At 28.4% G+C, this 20356-nt stretch carries 14 protein-coding genes; all 14 read right to left on the reverse strand.

Going from position 1 to position 20356, the window contains the following annotated elements:
- Positions 1-45: 45 nt before the first annotated feature.
- The 14 genes from pfkA to ABDZ60_RS06050 all read right to left on the reverse strand — a co-directional run bounded on the left by pfkA (position 46) and on the right by ABDZ60_RS06050 (position 20306).
- Positions 46-1005, reverse strand: a complete 960-nt coding sequence (gene pfkA / locus ABDZ60_RS05985) for a 6-phosphofructokinase (RefSeq protein WP_016207472.1) — start codon at positions 1003-1005, stop codon at positions 46-48.
- 390 nt (positions 1006-1395) lie between these two features.
- Positions 1396-4950, reverse strand: a complete 3555-nt coding sequence (locus ABDZ60_RS05990) for a DNA polymerase III subunit alpha (protein ID WP_343776918.1) — start codon at positions 4948-4950, stop codon at positions 1396-1398.
- 50 nt (positions 4951-5000) lie between these two features.
- The gene (whiA, locus tag ABDZ60_RS05995) at positions 5001-5951 is read right to left on the reverse strand and encodes a DNA-binding protein WhiA (protein ID WP_016207476.1); all 951 of its coding nucleotides are present in this window, start codon (positions 5949-5951) and stop codon (positions 5001-5003) included.
- 261 nt (positions 5952-6212) lie between these two features.
- Positions 6213-7460 carry a sensor histidine kinase gene (locus ABDZ60_RS06000; protein ID WP_047002107.1) on the reverse strand — a complete coding sequence of 416 codons (1248 nt, stop codon included), beginning with the start codon at positions 7458-7460 and terminating at the stop codon, positions 6213-6215.
- A 155-nt stretch (positions 7461-7615) separates the two neighbouring features.
- Entirely contained in the window at positions 7616-8971 is a 1356-nt protein-coding gene (locus ABDZ60_RS06005) for a gluconeogenesis factor YvcK family protein (protein WP_016207478.1), read from the reverse strand.
- Positions 8968-9852, reverse strand: coding sequence for an RNase adapter RapZ (rapZ, locus tag ABDZ60_RS06010; RefSeq protein WP_343776922.1), 885 nt, complete (start codon positions 9850-9852; stop codon positions 8968-8970). Before rapZ ends, ABDZ60_RS06005 begins: the two co-directional genes overlap by 4 nt.
- Before the next feature lie 150 nt (positions 9853-10002).
- On the reverse strand, positions 10003-11106 hold the full coding sequence (gene hisC / locus ABDZ60_RS06015; protein ID WP_343776924.1) for a histidinol-phosphate transaminase: 1104 nt from the start codon (positions 11104-11106) through the stop codon (positions 10003-10005).
- A gap of 76 nt (positions 11107-11182) precedes the next feature.
- Positions 11183-11971 (reverse strand): TIGR00266 family protein, encoded by a 789-nt coding sequence (locus tag ABDZ60_RS06020; RefSeq protein ID WP_016207481.1) that lies wholly within the window; start codon positions 11969-11971, stop codon positions 11183-11185.
- Between the two features lie 124 nt (positions 11972-12095).
- Positions 12096-12578, reverse strand: a complete 483-nt coding sequence (locus ABDZ60_RS06025; RefSeq protein ID WP_486187732.1) for an LURP-one-related/scramblase family protein — start codon at positions 12576-12578, stop codon at positions 12096-12098.
- A gap of 287 nt (positions 12579-12865) precedes the next feature.
- Positions 12866-13780, reverse strand: coding sequence for a UDP-N-acetylmuramate dehydrogenase (murB, locus tag ABDZ60_RS06030; RefSeq protein ID WP_343776926.1), 915 nt, complete (start codon positions 13778-13780; stop codon positions 12866-12868).
- A gap of 118 nt (positions 13781-13898) precedes the next feature.
- Positions 13899-15767 carry an excinuclease ABC subunit UvrC gene (gene uvrC, locus ABDZ60_RS06035; protein ID WP_343776928.1) on the reverse strand — a complete coding sequence of 623 codons (1869 nt, stop codon included), beginning with the start codon at positions 15765-15767 and terminating at the stop codon, positions 13899-13901.
- A gap of 259 nt (positions 15768-16026) precedes the next feature.
- Positions 16027-16575, reverse strand: coding sequence for a dTDP-4-dehydrorhamnose 3,5-epimerase family protein (locus ABDZ60_RS06040; protein WP_052954003.1), 549 nt, complete (start codon positions 16573-16575; stop codon positions 16027-16029).
- 151 nt (positions 16576-16726) lie between these two features.
- Complete coding sequence (locus ABDZ60_RS06045; RefSeq protein ID WP_343776930.1) at positions 16727-18190, reverse strand: peptidoglycan D,D-transpeptidase FtsI family protein; 1464 nt, start codon at positions 18188-18190, stop codon at positions 16727-16729.
- Positions 18191-18311: 121 nt separating this feature from the next.
- Positions 18312-20306, reverse strand: coding sequence for a methyl-accepting chemotaxis protein (locus ABDZ60_RS06050; RefSeq protein ID WP_343776932.1), 1995 nt, complete (start codon positions 20304-20306; stop codon positions 18312-18314).
- Positions 20307-20356 lie beyond the last annotated feature (50 nt).

Below are 20356 nucleotides of genomic sequence, written 5' to 3' on the forward strand. Positions count from 1 at the left end.
TTAAAAATATTTATTTTATTGAGTAATAAATCAAAAATTTATGTCCTAAGATGAAATTTCGTTTGCTATTTTATATAATTTTTCATCAAATGTTCTATCTATTGCTAATGCTTCATCTATATCTTGATCGATTATCTCATTATTTTTTATTCCTATAACTCTTGAAGTTTTTCCTTCTAAAAGAACTTCAACAGCCTTAGCTCCCATTTTAGATGCTAAAACTCTATCAGTTACTGTTGGACTACCACCTCTTTGAATATGTCCAAGTACTGTTGCTCTTGTTTCAATTCCTGTAACTTCTTCAACATACTTAGCTAATTCTTGAGCTCCACCTACACCTTCAGCTAGTAAAACTAAATTGTGTATTTTTCCTTTTTGTTTTCCTTCTAATATAACTTTGCAAAGTTCTTCTTTTGAGAATCCCTTTTCTGGAGTTATTATATATTCAGCTCCACCTGCAATACCTGTATATAAAGCTATATCTCCACAATCTCTTCCCATAACTTCAACTATTGATACTCTTTCATGAGAAGTTGATGTATCTCTAATTTTATCTATAGCATCTATTACTGTATTTAATGCAGTATCAAATCCTATTGTGAAATCAGTATAAGATAAATCATTATCTATTGTTCCTGGTAAGCCTACAGTCTTAACACCTAATTTTGACAAAAGCTTAGCTCCTGTAAATGAACCATCTCCACCAATTACTACTAATGCATCTACTCCATATGCTTTTAGTATTTTAGTAGCTTTAATTCTTACTTCTTCTTTTTTAAATTCCTTACATCTAGCAGTTCTTAGGATAGTTCCTCCTCTATGGATAATATCTGATACTGAAGATCTATCCATAGTAAATAATTCTCCATTAATTAAACCACTATATCCTCTTTGAACTCCCATTACTTCTATTCCATGATATAAAGCAGTTCTTACAACAGCTCTTATTGCTGCGTTCATTCCTGGAGCATCTCCACCACTAGTTAAAATAGCTATTTTTTTCATGCTGTTTCCTCCTTAACACCACCGGGACAAAGGTTGTCCCACTCTCTGTGGAATTATCCATTTTTTATTACTATAATAATTTTAATTATTGCACAAATTAGTTTAATTTCTTTACTACTTTTTACTACCTTATTTATTTTACTTGCTACTTAAAGTTTATGCAACTAAAATAAATGCAATATTGTGATTTTTATCGACTTTTTTATACTTTCTTATTTATATTATAACCTAAATAAATATAATTTATAGACTATATAATAATTTTTTCTTATTTTTTAATTATAATTCTTTATTTTTCAAATTTATTAAATATATATTGTGTTTTAGTAAAATTAAGAAAAATAATTCAAAAAAGGAAGATGATTTTATTCAAGCTTCCTTTTGAATAGTTTACTCTATAATTTTAACATTTTCTTCGCCAATAGTTTCCTTCAAGTAAATTATTGCCTCAGACTCTAAGTTTATCCATATGTCCTTCGGCGCTCTGTAATTTTTTCTATCACTAACAGTAAAAATAAATACAGTAGTGTCACCCTTATACTCTGAAGGCATTCTTTTCAATTCTTTCATTAATTCTCTGCCCTCATCAATATTATTTACTCTAATATAAACTTTTGCTGTGTTTATTTTCTCCAAAGGTTCTATGCTTTCACATATAAGCTTTGGTAGCTCATCTTCCTTTATACTTACTCTTCCCTTTATAACAACTAAGCTATCTTCCTTAATAAATTCTCTAATTTTATCTAATGTCTTAGGAAATACTATGACTTCTATTACTCCTGTTAAATCTTCCATTTTTAAAAATGCCATCATAGTATTATTTCTTGTTATCTTTTGATTGGCTTCTGCTATTATGCCCCCAAGTATTACTCTTTCTTCATCCCTTATTATATCTTCTGGTAAATCGCTTGCATTATAACTTTCTTTTATTATTTCATACGACTTATAAATTTTCTGTATAGTAGTACTAGTTTGAACCTTTAGGCTATCTACATATTCATCTAAAGGATGACCTGAAAGATATAATCCTGTCATTTCCTTTTCCATTGCTAAAAGATTTTTCTTTGCAAATTCCTTAATATTTGGATAATTAATCTCAGGTACTTCAATTTCTTCCTCTAATCCAAATAAACTCATTTGTCCATCTATATTTCTCTTCTTTTCATTGCTGACTCCATCCATTAATTTTTCATATACAGCTAAGAGCTTAGATCTAAAAACTTCAAAGCAATCAAGTGCTCCTGATTTTATTAGGCTTTCTATTGCTCTTTTATTTATAGATGACAAATCTATTTTGTTTATAAAATCCATTAATGATTCAAAATCACCTTTTTTATTTCTGGCTGCTACAATATTTTCTACAACATTATAACCAACATTTTTTATTGCTGCCAATCCAAATATAATTTTATCACCTTCAACAGTAAATTTAGAATAACTTTTATTTATATCTGGTGATAATACTTGTATTCCTAAACCCTCTGCAAAATTTATGTAATATGCTACTTTTTCACTTATTCCCATAACAGAATTAAGCATTGCTGCTATGGTTTCTACAGGATAATATTTCATTAAATATGCCGTTTGATAACTTATTACAGCATATGCTGCTGCATGGGACTTATTAAAAGCATAGGAGGCAAATTCCATCATCTGATCAAAAATTTTATTTGCAGCTTCTTCCGAAATTCCATTTCTTAAACAACCTGGAACCTCTATAGTTCCATCTTCATTTACAATACCGTGAATAAAATTTCTTCTTTCCTCTTCCATAACTTTATGCTTTTTCTTAGACATAGCTCTTCTAACAAGGTCACTTCTTCCTAATGAGTATCCAGCTAGCTTCATAACTATTTGCATAACTTGTTCTTGATATACTATAACACCATAAGTAACGTCTAATATATCTTCAAGCTCTGGGGTAATATATTTCACTTTATCTGGATTTTGCTTTCCTTCTATATATTTAGGAATTTCAGCCATCGGACCTGGTCTATATAAAGAATTACCTGCTATAATATCTTCTAATGAGTCTGGCTTTAGTTCCTTCATAAATGATGTCATACCCGGAGATTCAAATTGGAAAATACCCGCTGTCTTTCCATCTCCAAACATTTTATAAACTTCCTTATCCTCAAAGTTTATCTTATTTAAGTCTAACTCTATATCCCTATTTTTTTTTATCATTTTAACTGCATCGTTTATTACTGTTAAGGTCCTTAGACCTAAAAAATCCATTTTTAAAAGACCTAATTCTTCTAAAGTGGTCATATCAAATTGTGCTACTATAGAATCTTCGTTTTTTTGAAGTGGAACATATTCAACTAAAGGCTTAGATGATATAACTACTCCAGCTGCATGAGTTGATGAATGTCTAGGTAATCCTTCTAAACTCTTACTGACATCTATTAAGGCCTTTACTCTTTCTTCATTATTATATGCTGCTTTAAGCTCTGGGTTTATATCTAGAGCTTTATCTATGGTTATTCCAAGCATGGTAGGAATCATTTTAGCAATTCTATCTACTTCTGCATAAGAATAATTCATAGCTCTTCCAACATCTCTTATACAAGCTCTTGGTGCCATAGTTCCGAAGGTTATTATTTGTGAAACATTGTCTATTCCATATTTTTCAACAACATAATCAATAACTTCTTGTCTTCTTTCGTAACAGAAATCCGAGTCTATATCTGGCATACTTACTCTTTCAGGATTCAAAAACCTTTCAAAAAGTAAGTTGTATTTTATTGGATCTATTTTGGTTATTCCTAAAGTATATGCTACTATTGAACCTGCTGCCGATCCACGCCCAGGCCCTGTTGGGATTCCTCTTTCATTAGAGAATCTTATGAAATCCCAGGTAATTAGGAAATAATCTACATATCCCATTTGTTTTATTACTGATAGTTCATACTCTAATCTCTCAATATATCCAAAGGCTTCTTCATTCCCTTTGTAATGATCCACAACTTCTTTCACATTTAATGATTTATCCACAACTTCTTTAAAAACTTCATATCTTTCAATTAAACCAGAATAACAAATATTCTTTAAATATTCATATGGCTCAAAGCCTTCTGGAACTGGAAACTTAGGAAGCTTTGATACATGGAATTCATAATCAAAATTACATTCTTCTGCGATTTTAGTTGTATTTTCTAAAGCCTCTGGAATATATGAAAACATATCCCACATTTCATCTGAGGATTTCAAATAAAATTGATCTGAAGGATATCTTCGTCTATTTGGATCATCGATAGTTTTGGCAGTTTGAATACACATAAGTACATCGTGTGACTCTGAATCACTTTGATTTATATAATGAACATCATTAGTTGCTACTAAAGGAATTGCTGTTTCTTTTGATAATTTAATATTTGCTTCTGTAACCTTTCTTTGTTCATCCATACCATGATTTTGTATCTCTAAGTAAAAACCATCTTTAAAAATATCCTTATATAGAAGTGCTATTTCTTTAGCTTTTTCATAATTATCTTTAAGATGCCAAGCTTGCACCTCTCCACCTAAGCAAGCACTTAATGCAATAAGTCCATTACTGTGGGCTCTTAAGAAATCATGATCAACTCTTGGTTTATAATAAAAGCCTCTTATGGATGCTTGTGAGACAATTTCCATAAGATTTTTATATCCTTCTTCATTTTTTACTAATAAAACTAAGTGATGAGTACTATTTTCCTTATCATTTATTTTAATGTCCATTGACTTTGCTGCTACATATATTTCACAACCAAGTATTGGCTTAATTCCTTGCTCAACTGCCTCTTTATAAAAGGCAACGCACCCATACATAACTCCATGATCTGTAATAGCAATACTGTCCATACCTAGCTCTTTAGCTTTATTAATTATTTTACTAACTTTTCCTGAACCATCAAGTAAACTATATTCTGTGTGGAGATGTAGATGTGTAAATTTTTTACTCATATAAAACATCCTCCTTTCAATTGACAATTAACTATGAACTGTTAACTGTACTAATAGGTTCCTGATCTAACTTCCTCTGCTATTTTTTCAATTTTTCTTAATCTATGATTGACACCAGATTTTCCTACTGGAGGATCTAGCATTTCTCCTAGCTCCTTTAATGATTCGTCTGGATAGCTTAGTCGAAGTTCTGCTATTTCTCTTAAATTTTTAGGTAACCTTTGAAGACCTATTTCTCTTTGTATTAATTTTATGCTTTCAACTTGCCTTACTGCTGCATTAACTGTTTTACTTAAATTAGCTGTTTCGCAATTTACAAGCCTATTTACATTATTTCTCATTTCCTTCATTATTCTTATATTTTCTAACTCCAGTAATGAGGTATGCGCTCCTATTATTCCTAAAAGATTTGAAATCTGTTCACCTTCTTTTAAATAAATAATATGGCTATTTTTTCTTTGTATTACTTTTGAATTTAGTCCAAAAGTATTTATTAAAACTGATAAGTCTTTAGCATAATCTTCGCTATGAGTAACAAATTCTAGATGATAAGTTTTTTCTGGATTACTTATGCTACCACCACCTATAAAAGCTCCTCTTATATATGCTCTTTTTAACTCTTCTGTTTTAACCATATTCTCATCTATTCTATAATCTAAAGTTAATACCCCTTCTATTTCTGTAAGTATACCAGTTTCTCTTAAAAGATCTCTTACCCCCATAGACTCTTCTATAAGTACCATATATATATTATTTTTCTTTAATGAGTTACTTTTTTTAACCATTAACTTTGAATGTATGTTAAAGTGCTCTTTAAGCAAACTAAATATATGCCTTGCAGATGCTGGATTTTCAGTGGTAATCCTAAATGCTAACCCTAATCCACTAAAGGATATTGTCCCACTTACTTTCATTATTGCTGATATTTCAGCTAATGCATCTTCTTTCGTTAATTCAGAATATCTGCAAATTTCTCCTTTTACCTTTGATGAAAATGACATATGGCCTATTTCTCCTTATTATCTATTCTTATCATGTAATTATATCATAAATATAACAAAAATTTATATGTAAATTATAGTCGTTTAATTTGTTATATAAGTTTTAATAAATATTCTACACTAAAATAAAACTATTAACTTTTAATATTATAACATCATAATTATATATAGTTTTAATTGAAACATATATATAATACATTCACTATATATTCTTAACTTATTTAATTTAAATATATATTATAAAAAATATTAATTTATGTTTTATATAGACAATACTATAGCTAAATTTTCTCCTTCTACTTTTATTCTTATATCACCTTTATATTTTTTAACTATTTTTCTAACATTATATAAACCATAACCTCTTCCTTTTCCTTTACTTGAAAAACCTTTTTTAAAGAAATCTTCTACATCAAAATTACTTATTTTCTCTGGTTCAATATTATTTGAAACCTCTATTAAAATTCTTTCATATTTATAAATTTTTATATTAATTTCTTTCTTATCCGAATTTTTAGTAGCTTCAATTGCATTATTTAATAAATTACTTAATATTATAGTTATTTCAGAATCATCTAAACAAGAGTCCTCTATATTGCTATTTATAGAATAATTAAGTTTTATTCCAAACTGCTCACATTCAACTAGCTTACTATATAAAATAGATTTTACTATTGTACTTTCTATTTCTAATATAGAATTCAATATATTTTTATGATCTAATTCACCAAGATATTTGCTTGCTCTTTCTTTAAGTTCTGGAATATCCTTTGCTACAAATATTATTGAATACAGCATATTCATATGATTTTTATATTCATGCTCATTTGCTCTTATATTTTCTATTATATCGTCTAATAATGGATTGTAAGCGTTTTTAACTTCTATACTCTTATCCTTTAATATATTTTTATGTAAGGTTCTATAAAAACTAACATTTAAAAATATATTAATAAATATAAGTAAAATTATTTCTATAACTATTAAATTCGAAAATTTACCGCTATCATAAATAACCTTTAATATCATGAAAAACATAAATATATTTAAAAATATATTTGATATTAATAGGTTGTCCCTTATATCATCCTCAAAATCCAAGCTTTTTTTCTTAATATAACTTTTTGAAAAAATCATAATTGAGACTATACTAACAACAAACAATCCCATATGTAAAAAAACTAATTCTTTTGTTTTTCTAGTTATTAAATATACAATTGTAACTGATATATTTTGAAGTATAAAGGTTACTACAACACAAATTACTATTTCTATTAATACAAGATTATTATCCTTCTTATCTATAAATGCTATTGCAAAAATTTCAAATAACAATAGTATTAAATAAATCAATATTCCATTTATACTTTTAAAGTTATAAAATAATATACTACATATAGCTATTACAGCTGAGTATCTAAATAAGTTTTTATTATTACTTTTATTAAATAAGGTATTATACAAAAGTACTACTAGCATCATTTCAATAAATATCATTAATATATCCATACCACACAATCCTCTATACTATTTTATTTTTATAAATTACTACTTCTAATTATATAGAATATTTTAGCAAATAATTATATATTTTTCCATATAACTCAATTATATTGCATTTTTTATAACATTATAAAAAGAACTAAGAGGATTTTTTAATCATCTTAGTTCTTTTTACTATTAATTTTATTCTTTTTATCTCTTTCTTTTATCCTTTGTGATACATACATATATTCTATGATTTTCTTTCTATCATATAATAGCTTTTTCTCCATTATAGTATCTACTAAAACTTCTGCTAAATATTCTGAATCATGTTTAACATATCCCTTTTGGATCTTTGCAAGAGACGCTTCAACAACATCTACACCTAATCCCCTTACTTCTTTTATATCTAATTCTACTAATTCAGAACCATCCAATGAATATTTTTCTTTAATATCCTCAGGAATATCTCCTCTATTTGCAACTACATAATCTACAATGCCTCTACCACCATATTTTTTTAATATTTTTATATGGTCCGAAACTTTAAACCCGTGGGTTTCTCCAGGTTGAGTCATGATATTAGATATATATATCTTTATTGCATCACTTTTTCTTATACTTTCTGCAATGTCCTTCACTAGTAAGTTGGGAACTATACTTGTATAAAGACTTCCCGGACCTAATACTATAGCATCAGCTTCTTCTATTGCTTTTATAGCATCTTCTAAAGGTTTAGCCTCTTTGGGCTCTATCATAAGTTTTTTAATTCTGGAATTTTGTTTTAATACTTCTTCTGGAATTTGGGACTCACCTTCTACCTTATTTCCATTTTCAAGTTCAGCAATAAGTTTCATATCTTCTAATGTAACTGGTAATACTTTACCTGTTACTGCTAAAACTGAACTCATTTTTTGAACTGCATCTTCAAAATTATCGCTTACGCCATCCATAGCAGCTAGAAATAAATTACCAAAATTTTGGTTCTTAAGTCTTCCATCTGGAAATCTGTATTGAAGTAATTCCTCCATCAATGGCTCAGTATCTGCAAGAGCTAATATACAGTTTCTTATATCACCAGGTGGAAGCATTCCTAAATCCTCTCTTAAAGCCCCAGATCCTCCTCCATCATCAGCAACTGTAACAATTGCCGTTATATTAGAGGTGTAATATTTTAATCCCCTTAACATAGTAGATAACCCTGTTCCTCCACCTACTACTACTATTTTAGGACCCTTTACTAATAATCTTTTTTCATATATAAGATTTTCCATTTTCCTACTATCTAGAGATAAATGTATATATCCCTTGTTTGTCAATGCTATTATTGATTTCATACTTTCTACAATAGATATATAAATTACAAATATTCCTGTAATATTTAAGAAGATATAAAATATTTTATAATAAAAATCATATACCCTTCGTACTGCAAGTTCAGTAAATCCAAAAGCAATTAATAAAATCCCAAATATTCCAAAGAAAAGCCATCTTTTAATTCTAACCCCCGGCTTTAGCCAATCTTTAATACTCATAGTTTTTTAGCTCCTTGATGTACATCCTCTACAATATCTCTATGTTCAACAGAAACATTATAGTTTCTTGATAATAACTTTTTATATATTTCATTAGCTATTGCTACTGATCTATGTCTTCCTCCAGTACATCCTACTGATATTATAAGTTGTCTTTTCCCTTCTCTTTTATAGTTAGGTATAAGAAAATCTAACATATCATCCGCCCTTTTTACAAAGCCTTTAGTTTCTTCTTGATCAAGTACATATTTTCTAACAGGCTCATCACTTCCTGAAAATGGTTTAAGCTCTGGTATATAGAATGGATTTGGAATAAATCTAACATCAAACACTAAATCTGAATCAACTGGAATTCCATATTTAAATCCAAAACTTAAAACCGTTATAGATAATTGTTTTTCTGGTTGCTTCATATCTCCATAATTTTTATTCATTTCTTCTCTTAAATCTCTAATTGCATATTTTGATGTATCTATTATTATATCCGCTCTATCTTTAACCTCTCTTAACCTATTTCTTTCTTCATTAATTCCAGTAATAACTCTACTTCCAGGAGCTAATGGATGACTTCTTCTTGATTCTTTAAATCTCTTAACCAAAATTTCATCTGACGCATCTAAAAACAATATTTCATACTTAAAATCTTGCTTTTTTAAGTAGTTTAGGCTTTCAAATAAATCATCAAAGAAAATTCCGCCTCTTATATCTATGACTAATGCAACTTTATCTATTTTACCTTGACTTTGAACACAGGCTTCTGCAAACTTTGGTATTAATTTTGGTGGAAGGTTATCTACACAAAAATATCCCATATCTTCAAGGCTTCTTGTTGCTTCGGTTTTTCCTGCTCCTGATAGTCCTGTAACTATTATAAATCTCATAATTATGCCTCCCTTTATTTAGAAGATTATTTAATTAAATTATATCATATTAAAGCTATTTTTATAACTTTAATAAATCTTCCACTATTATTTATGTTTTTTAATACAAAGTAAAAATAGAGAAAAGTTTATACTCTTCTCTATTTTTAACTATTTTTTATCTCGTTCTTCTATAGCATTATTTAACAATTTGCAAAACTCAATATTTTGTTCTTGTGTGCCTATAGTTACTCTTATCCAACTAGGCATACCTAATAGATATCCTGGTCTTATTATATATCCATGTCTTAGTAAATATTCATGTATTGGTTTATCGTCACCTTTAACATTAACCATTATGAAATTTGCTTGAGACTTTATATAATTTAATTCCATTTCACTAAATTGTTTTTCTAGGTATTCTCTTTGTTTTTTATTAAACAATTTAACCTTATTTATAAAATCTTCATCCTCTAATGCAGCAACAGCTGCTTTTTGAGCAAATAAATTAACATCAAAAGCATTTATAACTCTATTCATATAATCTACTATTTCTTCACTAGCAATACCATATCCAAATCTTAACGCAGCTAGGCCATAAGCCTTTGAGAATGTTCTTAGTATTATCATATTTGGATATGATTTTAATAATTCTAATGAGTTTGGATAATCTTCTGAAGTAACATATTCATAATAAGCTTCATCCATTACTATAACTATATTTTTAGGTATTTTACATAATACTTTATTTAGTTCATCTGCCGTAAATATATCTCCTGTAGGGTTATTAGGGTTACAAAACCATATTATTTTTGTTTTATCTGTTATTGCATTTATCATCATTTCTAAATCTAGTCGGTTATTTTTTAATGAAATTCTTATTGGTTTTGCCCCCATAAGTACAGTATTACTATCATACCTTGGGAAAGTAATTTCTGGCATAATACTTTCGTCATCCTTATCTAGAAATACTTCACATATTACATTTATTAATGAATCTGATCCAGCACCACAAAATATCATATCTCTATTTATTTTAAGTTTATCACTTAAAGCTTTTTTAAAATCATATGAAGCTGAATCTGGGTACATATTCATTTCATTTACTAACTCAAATATTAATTTTTTAACTTTATTTGAAGTCCCTAGTGGATTTTCATTAGATGCAAGTTTAACAACCTTATCTATTTCAAATTCCCTCTTAACCTCATCTATCGGTTTTCCTGCTACATACTTTTCTAACTTTTTAACTTCTTCTCTCACTTTACATTCCATGTTGTTTCTAATGCCCCCTTGTTATTTATTGATATAATTATATATTTTTTATAACAAGGATTCTATACTTTAAAGTTTATCTTTCAAATAAATTTCCTATAGTTCCAAGAACACTTCCTTGATCAACTTGCTTTCCCATATTTTGTGGGGCTGCTGAGTAAACCCTAGATGCTAGTTTACTAAATGGTAAGCTTTGAATCCAAACATCTCCTGGGCCTGTTAATGTAGCAAAAAATAACCCTTCGCCACCAAATACAGCATTTTTAAATCCACCTACAAACTGTATGTCATAATTTACATTTTGAGTCATTGCAACTAAACATCCTGTATCAAGCTTTATTGTTTCCCCTGGCATCAATGTTCTTTTTATAATAGTTCCTCCTGCATGAATAAAAGCTAAACCGTCACCTTCTAACTTCTGTAATATAAAACCTTCTCCACCAAAAAATCCTGCTCCAAGCTTTTTAGTAAATGCTATACCTACACTTATTCCCTTTGCACAACATAAAAAAGAATCCTTCTGACAAATTAATCTTCCACCTAAGTTTCTTAAATCTATAGGTATTATTTTTCCTGGATAAGGTGCTGCAAAAGCTACCTTTTGTTTCATAACTCCCGAATTAGTAAAAGCTGTCATAAATAAACTTTCACCTGTAATAACTCTTTTTGCTGCTCCTCCAAGTTTACCTAAAAATCCTCCTTGTGATTTTTCACTTCCATCTCCGAAAATAGTCTCCATCGTTATACTGTTATCCATCATCATCATTGCTCCAGCTTCAGCAACTACAGTTTCTCTTGGATCTAATTCAATTTCTACATATTGCATTTCTTTTCCTAAGATTTCATAATCTATTTCGTGAACCATTATTTCTACCTTCCTTTTTATAAACTTATAAAATATATTATTAATTATTTCCTTTTATTAGAATTATATTTATATAATTATTATAGCATAATGAGAATTAGCTATTAAGCCTTTATATTAGTAATTAATTATTATTGTGAAATCTTACCATATCTATCATTACAAGTAATCCTATAAAAAAATTTGTATAACTTTCATCTAAAACTTCTAAGGAGTATCTATCACGGCCAAAAGTTAATTCCTTATCTATCTTTCCTATCTCTATACCATCTTTCTTTATTATATAATGTCTTCCAAGCATGCTATTTGATTCCATACTCATTATTCCTAAAGCCCCAGTTATATTATATTCTGGAATCATAAATTCTTTCTTAATTGTTGCAATTTCCCTCATGTTATAATCATAAGCTATATACTTATGTGCACCTAATCTTATTTGTTGTCTCATATATAGTACTTTATTTCTATTAGAATCATAAATACTAATATTTTTCCCTATATCAAACTTATCCGCTTCTGCTATAAATACTACATTGTCATTTTCATCTAGCACATCAAATTTAGCTCCAATAGCCAATAATCTTTCTTTAATATAAAACCTTCTCATAAACTTCTCCTTTATAAAATATTTTTTAACTCTAAATATAGTATATTATACCACTTAATAATTGTCAATAAAACTTATAAAATTTATTTCGACAATTATTTATTTTACAAAACAAACTCTCTGGAGCTCACAGTTGTTGAAATAATTCAGATATATTGAATTAAGAAATTGTTAACTGTGAATTACACTGTGAACTAAATAAATTTCTTATCAATTTGTTGTAAAAGAAAAAAAAGGAAATTCAGCTATGACTGAATTTCCTCATAAATTGTTAATTATCAATTGATTTAATCTTCACCTATTATTCTAACTTCTGGATGTAAATCAACATTAAATTGTCTTTTAACTTCACTTTGAATATATTCTATTAAATCTAAAATATCTTTAGCTGTAGCGTTATTTTTATTTATAACAAATCCTGAATGCTTTTCAGAAACTGCCGCTCCACCTAGACTATATCCTTTTAAACCTGCATCTTGTATTAATTTTCCTGCGAAATACCCTTCTGGTCTTTTAAATGTACTTCCTGCTGAAGGATATTCTAAAGGTTGTTTTGATTCTCTTTTACAAGTTAAATCATCAACTGTATCCTTAATTTTATTTACATCCCCAACTTGTAACTTAAATTTTGATGATAAAACAATATAATTTTTCTTCATAACAATCGATGATCTATATCCTAACTCTAAATCATCTTTTGATAGTCTTATTAGTTGCCCATCGCTATCAATAACTTCCGCACTATCTATTACATTAGAAATTTCACCATTATATGCACCTGCATTCATAAACACGGCTCCCCCTACAGTTCCAGGAATACCGCATGCAAACTCAAATCCAGTTAAGGAATTTTTTAAGGCTGCATTAGATACATCTTTTAACATAGCTCCACATTCTGCTTCTACTATATCTTCATAAACCTTTATGCCATTTACATTCTTTAACTTAATAACAACGCCTCTTACTCCGCCATCTTTTACTAATAAGTTAGATCCATTTCCAACTACGTAGAAAGGTATGTTCTTTTCTTTACAAATTTTTATTGCTCTTAGCACTTGATCTTTATCTTCTGGAATCAAAAGGATGTCTGCTGGCCCACCTACTCTAAAATGAACATAGTCTTTCATTTCTGCATCAAGAATAATATTTTCGCTTTTGTAAAATTCTTCGAATAAGTTCTTAAACTCTTTATATTGATTCATACCTAACTCCTTATATATACGTAGTAATATCTTTACATAGTATAAATTAAAAATCTTGAATAAACAACCCATCAGAAGCATATTTATATATATTACTTAATTTGTAACCATTTTGTTACTACTTTTCCTTTATGCTAAAGTAATCCCTTATACTTTGAGCTGCTTTTTTATCAATACTAGGTGTTTCTAGTAATTCATCTAGCGTTGCATTTTTAATATTTTCAACACTTCCAAACTTCATTAAAAGATTTCTCCTTCTTTTCTCTCCTATATTAGGTATATCTTCTAATATAGAGTGTAAAGTTCGTTTATCTCTTAATGTTCTATGATATGTAATAGCAAATCTATGAACCTCATCTTGTATTCTTCTAATCATCTGCATTAGATTTGAACTTCTATTTATTATAAGCTCCTTATTATTATATATAATTCCCCTAGTTTGGTGTTTATCATCTTTTACTAATCCACAAACTGGAATACTTATATTTAATTTATCTAGCACCTCTAATGCTATGTTAACTTGGCCCTTACCTCCATCCATCATTATTAAGTCTGGGAAATTAGAAAATTTACCGCTTGAAAAATTTAAATTTCTTTCTTGAATTCTCTTTATTTCATCAAGTCCATGAGAAAATCTTCTTTCTAATATTTCTCTCATACTATCATAGTCATTAGCACCTTTTACTGATTTAATTTTAAATCTTCTATAATCACTATTTTTTGATCTTCCTTCTTCAAAAACAACCATTGTTCCAACTGAATCTACTCCTTGTATATTTGAAATATCATATGATTCAATTCTAAATGGAGCTTCATCTAAGTCTAATAAATCTCTTAATTCTTCTAATGTTATCCTATTAATTTCTTTTTCTTTAAGGAATTTATCTTTAAATTGCTCTAATGTTATTTTCGCATTATTTTTCACCATCTCAAGCATATCCTTTTTTTGACCCTTTTGAGGTACTTTAACCCATGACTTAGCTCCTCTTTTTATTGTTAAAAATTCCTCTATAAGTTCTGAATCCTCTATATCTGGCAGATATATTGTTTTCGGAATTTTTGCTGTTCCACCATAAAAAGACGTTATAAAGTCTTCTAAGACTTCACCAACCTTGTCATCTGCTGTATTTTCAAAAATAAAATGTTCACGTCCTGTCACTTTTCCATCACGTGAAAAGAATATTTGAATACAACTATCCTTTTCATCTTGATATATATTTATAAAATCTTCATCTCCCTCCATAGTCTTAAATATCTTTTGTTTTTCTACTATTGCATCAATTGCTAAAAGCTTATCTCTATATCTAGCAGCTTTTTCAAATTCAAGATTCATAGAAGCTTCTTCCATACTCTTCTTTAAAGAATTTTTTATTGTTTTATCTTTACCATTAAGTATATCCATAATCTCATTAATCATTTCACCATATCTTTCTTTTGTTATATATCCTGCACAAGGAGCTACACATTTTTTAATATGGTAATTTAAACAAGGTCTTACTTTCTGTCCATCTTCATTTATTATTAATTTACAAGTTCTTATTGGAAAAATTTTATTAATTAATGTTATTGTTTCATAAACTGCTGTTCCATTTGTATATGGTCCAAAATACTTTGCTCCATCCTTGGCATATTTTCTAGTTACAAACACTCTTGGATAGTCATCATTTGTTGTTATCTTTATAAACGGATAAAACTTATCATCCTTTAAAGCTATGTTATATCTTGGACTATGCTTTTTTATTAAGTTACACTCTAAAATTAAGGCTTCCATTTCAGAATCCGTAACTATATACTCAAACTCTGAAATATTTTTCACCATTACTTTTACTTTTTCAGAGTGGTTTTTAGAATTTTGAAAATAACTCCTAACCCTATTTTTTAGTATTTTAGCTTTTCCTACATAAATAATTTCGCCAAGAGAATTTTTCATTATATAAACACCAGGCTTTTCTGGCAAATTCTTTAGGTGATACTCAAAATCAAACATTAAAGTCCTCCTTCAATTAGGTTCTTTGTAATATAAATTTTATCACTATATAGATAATGAGACAAAAGGAAGTTAATTACAAATATATTGTTTTGTAAAGCAAAATAGTGAAAAATGAATAGTGAAGAAGAAAATCCTTACAGGATTTTTGAATAAAAGGTGCTTTTCACCAATATATTTTAAGTTTTGTATATCAAAACATCCTAAACTTTTCACTCTTCACTTTTCACTCTTCACTAAAAAATTGCTTTGCAATTTATTAAAACGGTGTTTCAAACTCTTCAAACTTTGGCCAGGCTTTATCTTCCCTTTCAACTTCAACTTCTTCCTTGTCAAATTCCCAAGGAATATCTAACGAATCCCAGTGTACTCCACTTCTTAATTCTCTTACAAATGGCTTTGTAACCTTATAATAAACTAACGCATCTTTACTTCCCTTTATATAATATCCATGTGCACATCCGCTTGGTATATATATTAAATTTCTATTATCTTCATTTAAATTAACTGATGTGTATCTACCGTAAGTTTTAGATTCTTTTCTTAAATCTATCACTACATCCTGTATTTCTCCTGATATGCAAGTTATCAGCTTATCATGCCCTTCTGGAGGCAATTGAAAATGCATCCCTCTTACTACTCCGGGCTTTGCTATAGCATAGTATTCTTCTTTGAATTCTGTGCTTAATCCATATATATTGAATTGAGTATCATTAAAAACTTTAATCAAATCACATGTACTTTCCATGAAGACAGTTGGTGTTATTAAGCAGCAGCCTTCAACTTCTAATTGTTTAACTCTAAACATAGTATAATATCTCCTTTTAGTCTCTAAAATTCTTTAACTTTATATAAAAAATAAAGCCTAGAAATTAAGTCCCTATTTTAATATATGAGACAAAAGTTAAATAGTGAGAATTTTAAAGTTAAAAGATAAAATTTTGTAGAAAGCTGTATTTCTAATTTTCTAAAACAGCTGCTCTTATAATTTGTGAAGCTATATTTGCTGCTGAACCTGCTCCATTTTCACCCTTTTCAACTATTACAGCAACTGCAATCTTAGGATCATCTAAAGGTGCTGCTGATATAAACCATCCATGAGGTATTCCTTCAGCACCATTTTCTATATAATCTGCTGTACCTGTTTTTCCTCCAGCATTAGTGCCTTCAAAGGCTGGCCATCTATATATATTATTAGATACTAGGAATCCCATATAACTTTTTATTGTTTCCGCTATATCCTTTGAAATAACATCACTTTTTAATGTTTTATTTGGTATTTCTTTAATTGTATTTCCATCCTTATCTACTATTTTATTTACCAATTTAGGCTCCATAAGAACTCCATCATTAGCAACCGTAGCTGCAACTATAGCCATCTGCATTGGACTTGATAAAACACTTGCCTGACCTATACCACTTTGAGCTATATTACCTACTTCATATTCCTTTAATGCTGGAAACCTACTTTGTATTATTGAAATCCCTATTCCATCTATTCTATAATTAAACCCAAACCTTTCTGCTACTTCTTTTAACTTCTCGTTTCCCATCTCCATTGCAAGAGTTCCAAAAACTACATTACTAGAAACTCTGTATGCCATTTGTAAATCTATATTTCCATGTGCTTGTTTCATGTAATTGTTAAGTTCTGTGCCATCTGGAAATGTTATTTTTCCTGTATCACCAAAAGTTCTATTAATTATACTTGGATCATTTTCTAAAGCAGCAGCTAAAGTTACTGTTTTAAATACAGATCCAGGTGGATATAACCCATCTATTGTTCTATTTAATAATTTACTATCTAAATCTACTCCAGTATTTGCATCTTCTATAACTTTTTCAAGATCAGTAGGATTATATGTTGGCTTTGATATCATTGCTAATATTTCTCCTGTTTTAGGGTTTATTGCAACTACAGCTCCCTTTAAATCTCCCATTGCATCATAGGCAACTTTTTGAAGATTATAATCTAAGGTGGTTACTATTCCATTACCAACCTTTTCTTCATTTCTATTTTCAAAAGCTTTTTTTAAATCAAAATCTTTTAATAAGCTTCTAATACTATTAGAGAAACTACTATATTTTGATAACTCACTATCATATTCTTCTTCTAAGCCTGTAATTCCAAATCTTTCATCTATATATCCTAAAGCATGAACATATAAATCACCATAGATATACTCTCTATTTTGATTAAATTTATCTTCTCTAGTACTTTTAGTCATTGGATTTCCATCTTTATCATATATTGTTCCTCTTAAAACTTCATTTCTCTTTGCCCAAAGCCTTTTATTTCCTGAATCATTTGCTATATCAGGTCCCTTAAAGACTTGAAAATAGGCTATATATGATATTAATGCTATAAAGCAAAAAAGAAATATCACCATAATGTTTCTTACGCTTTTTGCTAAATCACTCATAAAGTCCTCCTTGTTTTTAAACATATTAATACAATTATAACTATAAAGTTATATATTTAAACTATAAAATTAAAGGAACTGTTTTAAACAGCTCCTTTATATTATACATCAAATTTTTTTATTATACCTTAAATTCTGCAATACTTTCTTTCATTTCCATAGCTAATACCTTAAGATCACTAGCTAGACTTCGTATTTCCTCCATTGAACTAAACTGTTCTTCTGTTGATGCTGTTATTTCTTCTGTCGCTGCTGCTACTTCTTCCATTGAAGCTGCACTAGTTTCTACTATTTTTAAAATTTCCTCTTTTTTAGAAGTAACAACATTATTAGAATCGATAATTGATTTTATCGCACTCTTCATGACTCTAATCTCATCACTTATATTTTTCAAAGATGATACTGTTTCCTTAACACTAGTGCTTTCATTTATAGAAACAACTTTTGTCTCTCCTAATACATCTACTGCCTTGCTTATCTTTTTATTGATATCTAAAGTCGTAACTTTTATTATGTCTGTAGCCTCTTTAGAATTTTCTGCAAGTTTATTAATTTCTTTTGCTACTACAGCAAACCCCTTACCTACTTCACCTGCGTGGGCAGCCTCAATTGAAGCATTTATTGATATTAAGTTTATACTATTTGCTATATCATCTATTATTTTTATAAAGTCATCTATTTTTTTTGTACTTCTTGAAATATCTATTATATCTATAGATAAATCTTCTATCGAACTTTGTAGAGCTGAATTATCTATTAAGAGTTTTTGCATTCCTTGATTGTTATTTTCTACATTTTTACTTAATACTGAATATAGATTGTTTAAAACATCAATAGTCTTTGACACATCATTTATAGAATCTCCTAATGTATTAATATTATTAGATATATCAACCATGCTACCTGCTTGTTGTTGTGCAACTATTGAAATATTTTGGATTGAAGCTGATACTTGTTTTGATATCTCATACATACTATTAGATGAATCATCTATGTTTGTACTATTTTCTGATAATATTTGTGATAATGAAAGATTTTCTTTCATTACACCTTTAAGTATATCAAAAGAATTATTTAGTTCCCTTATAGCATCTCCTATTTCATCATCTAATTTTATGCTTGATCTTTTAGTGAAATCTTTTTTTCCCATTGCTTTACTCATATTATTTATATCAATGATGGCATTTAAATACTTCTTAATAATTACTGATGCAATTAAAGTTATTACTAATGCAACTATTGCTGTAATTATTATAGTAATTGCTATACTTTCTAATATACTTTTATTTAACATTCCTTTATCGTAAATACTTGTAACTTTAAAGTTATTGCTAAATTTATGATAAAATACTATTTTACTATCCTTACCTATTTTTATCTCATTGCTTTCTTTATTTTGCTCTATTAATCCATTTAATTCAGCATTTATTTTTGTATTGATTTGCTCCTTATTAGTACTCGCTATTATAGTTCCAAAGCTATCTGTTAAATTAACTTCTATTCCTTCTATATTTATAGTATTAACTTGGTCTTGAAATATAGATATTGAAGTTTGAACATAATACTCTCTATTATCAAACTTTGCTTTTATTACTATAAATCCCTTATCACCTGATACTACTATATTTGACCAAGATACTCCTCTTACTCCGCCTTCAACAAATGTTAATGCATCTATATATGCTTTACTTAATCCACCCGAGTAAGCTATAAATCCTCCATTATCTTCCTTAACTGCTATAGAAATAACATATGGATTACTCTTCATAAAAGAATCTACAAAGCTATTTGCTCTATCCTTATATCTTACTCCATTTTCAATTGAATATATTAAATCCTCTAGTTGAACAATACTTTTGTTAATTATATTTTCCCCAAAACTATTGGTTTGCTTTAAAGCATCATTTACTCTATTGTTTTCATTTTTATAAATTATAACTGATGAATACGTTGCCAAAGAAAAGCTGGTTAATAAAATAATAGTTACAAGAAAAAGTATTATTTTTTGAGCAATTGTAATTCTTTTTTTCCTATTACTTTTTGGAGCTCTAAGTTGTTTAGATTTATTCTTCTTTCTAATCTTGTCCTGATTTTTTTTATCTATATTATTAGACAAAATAACCCCTCCCCCGAAAATTTAATAAACTCATCCCTTTACCCTAAAAG

It is taken from the genome of Clostridium sartagoforme, assembly GCF_039521405.1.
Taxonomy (GTDB): domain Bacteria; phylum Bacillota; class Clostridia; order Clostridiales; family Clostridiaceae; genus Clostridium; species Clostridium sartagoforme.